This window comes from Streptomyces sp. NPDC059524 (assembly GCF_042749255.1).
Lineage (GTDB): Bacteria > Actinomycetota > Actinomycetes > Streptomycetales > Streptomycetaceae > Streptomyces > Streptomyces xanthii.
Window position 1 is genome coordinate 1 of the sequence record NZ_JBHYTK010000243.1, and the last position, 8,097, is coordinate 8,097.

Here is an 8,097-nt window from a genome sequence, read left to right on the forward strand (position 1 = left end):
CTGACCGGACCCAGCGTGCTCGTCGACAGCGGCTGGGGGTGCGGGCGCGCCCCCCGGCCAGCCCCGGCCCCCGCCCCCGCCCCCCCGCCCGCCGACGCCCCCCCCGCACCCGGCGGCCCCCCCCCGCGCCCCCCCGGGGGGGGGGGGCCCCCAGCCCCCCCGCCCCCCCGTTTGTCATGTCCGTGCACGACTATTGACTCGTTTTCGAACTCGTCGGTAGCTTCAACTGTCAGCGCGCTGCAACCCCCTGTTCTCACACGGAACTTGGCCTGTGGGCCGAGCCGCATTCGAAGGAGTTCAGATGGCGTTCCGCGCGTTCGGCGGCCGTGTCGCGGCCGTGGCGGCCACGGCCGGCGCAGCCCTCGTCACCCTCGGCGGGCCGGCCCATGCCACCGGGCAGCCCCTCCCCTACGTCGCCCTCGGCGACAGCTACAGCGCCGCGTCCGGGGTGCTGCCCCTGGACCCCTCCGCGAGCCTCCTGTGCGCCCGGTCCACGGCGAACTACCCGCACGTGATCGCCGAGCGCACCGGCGCCGAGCTCAAGGACGTGACCTGCGGCGGCGCGCAGACCAAGGACTTCGCCGGGTCCCAGTACCCGGGTGTGGCCCCGCAGCTGGACGCGCTGTCGGACGACACCCGGCTGGTGACGCTGACCATCGGCGGCAACGACAACAACACGTTCATCAACACGATCCTGGCCTGCGCCTCCGCCGGGATCGCCACGGCCGGGCAGGGCGACCCGTGCCGCACGCTGTACGGCGACAGCTTCGCCAAGGACATCGACGGCAAGACGTACCCGGCGGTGAAGGCCGCGCTGGAGGCGGTGCGCAACAAGGCGCCGAAGGCGCGCGTCGCGGTGCTCGGCTACCCGTGGATCATGCCGGCGAAGGCCCAGGCGGGCTGCTTCCTGAAGATGCCGATCGCCTCCGGCGACGTCCCGTACGTGCGGGACATCCAGACACACCTCAACGACGCGGTGCGCCGCGCGGCCGCCGAGACCGGGTCCACCTACGTCGACCTGGGCACCGCGTCCGAGGGGCACGACGCGTGCCAGACCGCCGGCACCCGCTGGGTGGAGCCCGCGCTGTTCGGCACGAACTTCGTGCCCGTGCACCCCAACGCGCAGGGCGAGGCCGCGATGGCCGACCTGACCCTCGGCGCGCTGGGCCTGCGCTGACCTGAACGGCGCAGTCCGACAGGGACACGCCCCGGGGGCCTGCCTACGGTGGGGGCCCAGGGGCGTCCTGCCGATCTTCGTGGATCAGCCTGGGGCGTCCGGTGCGCGCTCTCGGCGTGCCGGGCGAAGGCCCTCGTAGCGGAGCTGCTCGGGTCTTCGGTCGGCACGGCGAGAGTCCCCTGCGGGACGTCACGCGCCCACGAAGACCGGCAGGACGCCCTCTGGGGGCGTGGAACGACGAGGTCGGAGGGTCCGTGGGCGGCGAGCGGCACACCAGGCGCAGGAAGACATGGCTCGCGGGAGCGGCGGCGCTCGCCCTCGCCGGGGCCGGCACGGCGGCCTGGGCGGTGGTGACGCCCGGCGAGGAGGCGCCCCGCACCGGTCCGCTGTCCGCCGCCGAGGTCCGCTCGGCCGCGACCGGGTTCCTGGACGCGTGGGCCGACGGGGACGCGGGGCGCGCCGCGTCCCGCACCGACGACGAGAAGGCCGCGAAGGCCGCGCTGCGCGACTACCTCGACTCGGCCCGCCTCTCCCCGGTGACGATCCGCCCCGGTGCGCCGCGCGGCACTCGCGTCCCCTACGCGGTGCGCGCGGAGTTCCGCTACGACGGGGCACGGGCGCCGCTCACGTACGAGGACGCGCTGACCGTAGTGCGGCGGGCCGGGGACGGGAAGGCGGTCGTGCGCTGGGCGCCGTCGGTGCTGCATCCCCGGCTGGACGCGGGCGAGCGGCTCTCGGTGCGGGACACCGGACCCGCCCCGGTGCGGGCGACGGACCGCGACGGCAGGACGCTGGACACCGGGGACTTCCCCTCGCTCGCGCCGGTGGTCGCCGGGCTCGGCCGCGCCTACGGCAAGGCCGCGGGCGGGCGGCCCGGTCTCGAACTGAGGGTGGTGCCGGAGGGCGGCGCGGGCGGGGACGCCGAGCCACCGGCCGGCGAGACGCTGCTCGAGGTCGCCGAGGGACGGCCCGGGAAGGTGCGGACCACGATCGATCCCACCGTGCAGAAGGCGGCCGAGGAGGAGGTCGCCAAGCGCTCCGACGCCTCGATCGTCGTCCTGAAGCCGTCGACCGGCGAGGTCCTCGCGGTCGCCAACTCCCGTACCGACGGGCCGAACACCGCGCTGGAGGGGCGGCTCGCGCCCGGCTCCACGATGAAGATGATCACGGCGTCGCTGCTCCTGGAGAAGAAGCTGGCGACGCCGGACGCCCCGCACCCCTGCCCTAAGAACGCCTCGTACGGCGGCTGGACCTTCCACAACGTGGACGACTTCGAGATCCCCGGCGGCACCTTCCGGGCCGACTTCGCGGCGTCGTGCAACACCGCCTTCATCACGCAGGCCGGCAAGCTCGCGGACGACGATCTGCCGCGCCAGGCCCGTGAGGTGTTCGGCATCGGCACCCGCTGGTCGGTCGGGGTCGACGCGTTCGACGGGTCGGTGCCGGTGCAGCACGCCGCGTCGAAGGCCGCCGCGCTGATCGGCCAGGGCGAGGTGCGGATGAACCCGCTGACGATGGCGTCGGTGATCTCCACGGCGCGCACCGGCACGTTCCGCCAGCCGTACCTCGTGGCGCCGTCCGTCGACCACCGCGAACTCGCGAAGGCCGCCCGCACGCTCGACCCCACCGCGCACCGCAGGCTGCGGGACCTGCTGCACACGACGGCGACATCCGGCTCGGCGTCCGGCGCCATGGCCGGGCTGTCCGGGGACATCGGCGCGAAGACCGGCTCGGCGGAGGTCGTCGGGCAGGAGGACCCCAACGGCTGGTTCGCCGCCTGGCACGGCGACCTCGCCGCGGCCGCCGTGATGCAGCGCGGCGGCCGGGGCGGCGAGTCCTCGGGACCGCTCGTGGCGGCCGTCCTGAAGGCGGTCGACAAGGGCGACGAGGGTGACGAGGGCGACGACTAGGGGTCTCCCGTCCGATCCGAACGCCGGCCCTAGTGCGGGACAGCGAAGAAGAGCACGGCGGCGAGGCCGAGCGCGCCGCACAGTGAGGCGGCCAGCGCGATGCTGACGCCCTTGGCCACGACCGCGGTCGTGTCACCCCCTTCCTGAACGCTGCGCCGCATCGCCCACACCGCCTCGGCGAGCAGGGCGACTCCCATGACTCCACTGAGCATCACCACTACATCGATCATGTGCTGATCGTCCGATGCAACCGCGCCGGTCGGCCGCAACCGGCGGGCGCGCCCCGCCCGGTTCCGACCGAACGGCCGCACGTCGGGGCCGCTTCCGTGTGCTCGTATGCTCGGAGGCGGCACGACGGATCGATCTTGGAGTGACACGGTGGCGCGACGGCCGACCCTCAAGGGGACCTGGGACCGCTTCGTGGCGTCCGACCCCGGCCTGCTGCGGCTGATGGCGGGACTGCGGACCGTCGCGGCGATCGGCCTCACGCTCGCCGTGCTCGCGATCATCGGCATGAGTGTGACGCAGATGGTCGTGGGCGCCATGACCGCGATGGTGAGCACGTTCGCGATCCGCGAGAAGACCGTCCGCGGCCAGGCCGTCACGCTCGCGCTCGGCCTGCCGGTCGCGCTCGTGGCGATATCCCTGGGCGCGGTCCTCAACCACCGGGTCGTCGCGGGCGACCTCTTCTTCATCGCGCTGATCTTCGGCGCGGTCTACTCCCGGCGCTTCGGCGACCGGGGCACCGCGCTCGGCCTGATCGGCTTCCAGGTCTACTTCGTGTCCCTGTTCGTCGGCGCGGGCACCGGCCAACTGCCGCCCCTGTACGGGGTCCTGGCCATCGCCTTCGCGTGCAGCGCGGCGGCCCGCTTCGCGCTGGTGCCGGAGACCCCGCAGCGGGTGCTCGGCCGGCTGCGCGAGGCGTTCCGGGCCCGGCTCGGCCAGCTGGTCACGGCGCAGACGCGGCTGCTGGACGCGCCTCCGGAGGAACTCGACGACGTCCTGGACGACCTGCGCCGGCACACGGCCCGGCTCCACGAGTCGGCCCTGATGATCCAGGGCCGACTGGAGGACGGCACGCGCGACGAGGCGGCGGCCGCGCTCGTCCAGCGCCGTGTCGCGGACGCGGAGGTCGCGGCCGAGCGCCTCGGAATGCTGCTCCTGAACGCCCGCAGCGCGGACCGTGCCGACACCCTGACCCTGCATCTGCCGGGCGCGCCCGTACCGGCCACCGGACGGCTGCTGCGCCGCGAGGACGAGGCGACGGCGACGCTGCGCCGCGATCTGGGCGCCCTGCACCTCATGGTGATCCGCCCCACGGAGTCCAACCGGGGCACGGCCGTCGCCCAGATCCGCAACCGTCTGCTCGGCTACCGCGACGAGGAGCGCATCCCGCCGGGCGCCACGCTCGCCGTGCAGGACGTGTTCCGCGGCATCGGTGAGGCGGCCCGCGCCGTGCTCGGTCTGCGGCTCGCGCTCGACGGGCCGCAGGACGAGTCGGACGACTCCCCGGCGACGACGCGTTCGCGCGAGGAGTTCGACGCGGAGGACGTGTCGATCTCGGTGGAGAAGGAGGTCGCCGAGGAGGCGGAGGAGGAGCCGTCGGGGCTGCGCCGCCCGACGACCCGCGCCGCGTTCCAGGTCGCGGTGGGCTCCTCGCTCGCCATCGTCGGCGGCGAGTTCCTGTCCACGCAGCGCTGGTACTGGGCGGTGCTCACCTGCTGGGTCGTGTTCCTCAACACGGCGTCCACCGGCGAGATCGTGGTCAAGGGCTACCGGCGGCTGCTCGGCACGGTGCTCGGTGTCGTCGCCGGTGTGGGGCTCGCGGGCGCGGTCGGCAACCACACGTGGATCGCGTTCGGCCTCGTCCTGCTCTGCGTGTTCGCCATGTTCTTCACCGCCCCGCTGTCGTACGCGCTGATGTCGTTCTTCGTGACGGCGATGCTCGGCCTGCTCTACACCCTGCTCAACACGTACAGCGTCGACGTGCTCGTACTGCGGATCGAGGAGACGGCGCTCGGCGCGGCCTGTGGCATCGTCGCCGCGATGCTGGTGCTTCCGGTGCGCACCGACAGCCGTACGGACGAGCAGTTGGCGACGGTCCTGGAGCGGCTCGGCGACGTGGTGGCGGGAGCGGTGGAGCAGCTCAGCGGCGGCCCCGCGGCCGATCTGCTCGACAAGGCGCGGGACCTGGACACGGCGCTCGACGACCTGCGGGCGTCCACCCAGCCGCTGACACATCCGATCACCCCGCTGCGCGAGCGCCGCCAGACGGCCCGCTATCTGGTGGCCCTCCTGGAGACGTCGGCGTACCACGCGCGTTCCCTCGCGGCGACGGCCGAGCTCGTGCCGTACAGCAAGCGGGTGGGAGCCGATCCCCGGCTCGGGCGGGCGGCGCGGCGCATCGCGCACAACATCGACGTACTGGTCGCGCACGTCACCGAGGCCGACAAGAGCGGCCGCGTGGAGTCGGGCGCGAGCATCGCGGCGATGCTGGAGACGGACGGTCTCGGCGTGCCCGCGGCGAACACCGTGACGTTCCGCGTGCTGCGGCACCTGCAGCGTCTCGACGAGGGCATCACGGGTCTGGCCAGGCCCCTCGACGTTCCCGTGCGCCCGCGTGCGTGACGGGAGTTGATGATTGACTGGCCCGAACACCCGTGCTTGAGGAGGCACTTCATGTCGGACCAGGGTTCCGGATACGCCGCCGCGTCTGAGCTGCGCAGCCGCATCGACACCACGACGCCGCACTCGGCCCGCTTCTGGAACTACTTCGTGGGCGGCAAGGACCACTACGAGGTGGACCGGGAGGTCGGCGACCAGATCAAGGAGATATTCCCCGGGCTCGTCGACGTGGCGCGCACCAGCCGGCACTTCCTGGGCCGCGTCGTGCGGCATCTGGCGGTCGAGCAGGGGGTGCGGCAGTTCCTGGACATCGGTACGGGGCTGCCGACCGGGGACAACACGCACCAGGTCGCCCAGAGCGTGGCCCCCGACGCCCGCATCGTGTACGTGGACAACGACCCGCTGGTCCTGACCCACGCGCGGGCGCTGCTGACCAGCACGCCCGAGGGTGCCACGGCGTACCTCGACGCGGACCTCTACGACCCGGCGACGATCCTCGAGGCGGCCGCCGGCACGCTCGACCTGTCGCGGCCGGTCGCGCTGATGATCCTCAACACGCTGGGCCACGTCGACCCGGTCGAGCGGGCGCAGGGACTGATCAAGGAGCTCATGGCCGGGCTCGCGCCGGGCAGCTTCCTGGCGGTCAGCGACGGCACGGCCACGAGCCCGGGCATGATCGCCGCGTCCGAGGCGTACAAGGACAGCGGCGCGGTGCCGTACCACGTGCGCTCGGTCGCGGAGCTCACCTCGCTGTTCGACGGTCTCGAACTGCTGGAGCCCGGCGTCGTGCGGGTCACGGACTGGCGGCCGGAGCCCGGCGCCGCGCCGGCCGCGGGACCGGCGGTCGACGCGTACGGCGGCGTGGCCCGCAAGGCCTGACGCCGGGCTCCGGCGACGGGGCTACTTCCCGGCCCACCGGCGGATCGTCGCGGTGGCGGCGTCCCGCTGGTCGGCCGGAAGGGCGGAGATCCGCGCGCCGTGGTTGGAGCCGGGCACGACATACTTGTACGAGTCGTGGGCGCTCGGGGTGAACTGCTCGGCGCTCCACGGGTCGTTCTGCCCGTACACGAAGAGCATGCGCCGCGAGTCGTTGCGCACCCACTTGTCGACGCCCTTGATCACTGTGCCGTCGTAGGTGGTGCGCATGCCCTCGGGCAGGACCGAGTTCGGCTCGTAGATGTCCGGGTAGTGGCGCACACCCTGGAGGTTCTTGAACTTGAGGCCGGCCCAGCCGAGCTGGGCGGCGGCCTGCCGGTAGTAGGGGCCGCTGCCGTTGGCGCCGAGGGTGGAGTCCTCGTAGACGGACAGGCCGTGGCCGAGGGACCACTGGTAGAGCTCGTCGTCGGAGACGGTCTTCGCGTCGGGAACGGTGGGGCAGTCGGCGGCGGTGCCGGACTGCCAGAAGTTCCACACCTGGTCCAGGACGGCGAACTCGTAGGCGCGGTCGGTGGTGCCGAGCGTCTCGGTGAAGGTGTAGCCCTCGTCCTTCGCGGTCTGCTCGAACTTGGGGAGCAGGGTGTCGCGGCGGGCGAGCATCTCTCTCTGCACGGCGGCGAGCGCGTCGCGGCACTGCTGGGTGCCGACGGACGTGAAGAAGCGCTCGTACGTGCTGTCGTCGTCGTTGTTCGCGTCGTTCGGGGCGACGTAGGCGACGACGCCGTCGTAGTCGCGCGGGTAGAAGCGGTAGTGGTAGGTCGCGGTCATGCCGCCCTTGGAGCCGCCGGTCGCGAGCCACTTGGAGGTCTTCTCGTACAGCGGCCGCACGGCCTGGACGACGGCGTGCTCGTCGGCGGCCTCCTGCTGGACGGTCATCTTGTTCCAGGGCGTGGCACCGGCGGGGACGGACGGCCCGAAGAAGCGGTGCTCCATGCTCAGCTGGTTGGCGTCGAGGAGCGCGGTGGGTTCGCGGGTCGACGAGGAGAGCCCGTAGCCGCCGGTGTAGAAGACGACGGGCCGGTCGGCGGACTTGTGCCAGAGGGTGAAGCGCTGCTGGAAGGTGCCGGCCGCCGGGTCGTCGTGGTCGACGGGCTGGGTGATCGACAGGGAGTAGAGCGGGAAGCCCTCCTTGTCCGTCACACCGGTGACGGACACGCCGGGTATCGCGCGCAGCCGCTCCTCGAAGGACCCGTCCGCGGCGGAGGCCGGTGCGGCGGTCGCGGCGAGGGCGCCGGCGGTCAGAGCGGCGGACAACAGCAGCGTGGGTACGGTGCGCAGGCGCACGGATGCCTCCCGGGTTGTGGGCACGACGAGTTGGATCACGATCGGTGAGCGTGACCTTAACGCGCCCGGGGCCGCCGGGAGTTGAGTGCGGGAAGTTACTGCTCGTTACTGTCCCGGCCCGGGGTGCGGGCGGGGCCGGGAACGCGCGGAGGCCGGGCCCCGCCG

At 73.1% G+C, this 8,097-nt stretch carries 6 protein-coding genes; 4 read left to right on the plus strand and 2 right to left on the minus strand.

The features are described 5' to 3' along the window. The first annotated feature begins 301 nt into the window (after window positions 1–301). Entirely contained in the window at window positions 302–1,177 is an 876-nt protein-coding gene (locus ACFW9D_RS36840; RefSeq protein ID WP_384629688.1) for an SGNH/GDSL hydrolase family protein, read from the plus strand. 254 nt (window positions 1,178–1,431) lie between these two features. Then, entirely contained in the window at window positions 1,432–3,087 is a 1,656-nt protein-coding gene (locus tag ACFW9D_RS36845) for a penicillin-binding transpeptidase domain-containing protein (protein ID WP_384629691.1), read from the plus strand. A 29-nt stretch (window positions 3,088–3,116) separates the two neighbouring features. Here the strand turns inward: ACFW9D_RS36845 and ACFW9D_RS36850 are convergent, their stop codons facing one another. Then, entirely contained in the window at window positions 3,117–3,317 is a 201-nt protein-coding gene (locus tag ACFW9D_RS36850; RefSeq protein ID WP_384629694.1) for a hypothetical protein, read from the minus strand. Between the two features lie 220 nt (window positions 3,318–3,537). Between ACFW9D_RS36850 and ACFW9D_RS36855 the strand changes: the two genes are divergently transcribed. Together ACFW9D_RS36855 and ACFW9D_RS36860 are read left to right on the plus strand one after the other, a co-directional pair. After that, the gene (locus ACFW9D_RS36855) at window positions 3,538–5,715 is read left to right on the plus strand and encodes an FUSC family protein (RefSeq protein ID WP_384629703.1); all 2,178 of its coding nucleotides are present in this window, start codon (window positions 3,538–3,540) and stop codon (window positions 5,713–5,715) included. A 51-nt stretch (window positions 5,716–5,766) separates the two neighbouring features. Further along, window positions 5,767–6,591: an SAM-dependent methyltransferase gene (locus ACFW9D_RS36860; protein ID WP_384629697.1), complete on the plus strand. Its 825-nt coding sequence runs from the start codon at window positions 5,767–5,769 to the stop codon at window positions 6,589–6,591. 21 nt (window positions 6,592–6,612) lie between these two features. On the opposite strand, the gene ACFW9D_RS36865 is transcribed toward ACFW9D_RS36860, so the two are convergent. Next, window positions 6,613–7,932, minus strand: a complete 1,320-nt coding sequence (locus ACFW9D_RS36865) for a S28 family serine protease (protein WP_384629700.1) — start codon at window positions 7,930–7,932, stop codon at window positions 6,613–6,615. Between the last annotated feature and the right edge of the window lie 165 nt (window positions 7,933–8,097).

Excerpts from the sequence above, each read along its gene's own strand:
- ACFW9D_RS36840 (WP_384629688.1), top strand. The coding sequence starts at position 302 with ATGGCGTTCCGCGCGTTCGGCGGCCGTGTCGCGGCCGTGGCGGCCACG.
- ACFW9D_RS36850 (WP_384629694.1), bottom strand. The coding sequence starts at position 3,317 with ATGATCGATGTAGTGGTGATGCTCAGTGGAGTCATGGGAGTCGCCCTG.
- ACFW9D_RS36855 (WP_384629703.1), top strand. The coding sequence starts at position 3,538 with ATGGCGGGACTGCGGACCGTCGCGGCGATCGGCCTCACGCTCGCCGTG.
- ACFW9D_RS36860 (WP_384629697.1), top strand. The coding sequence starts at position 5,767 with ATGTCGGACCAGGGTTCCGGATACGCCGCCGCGTCTGAGCTGCGCAGC.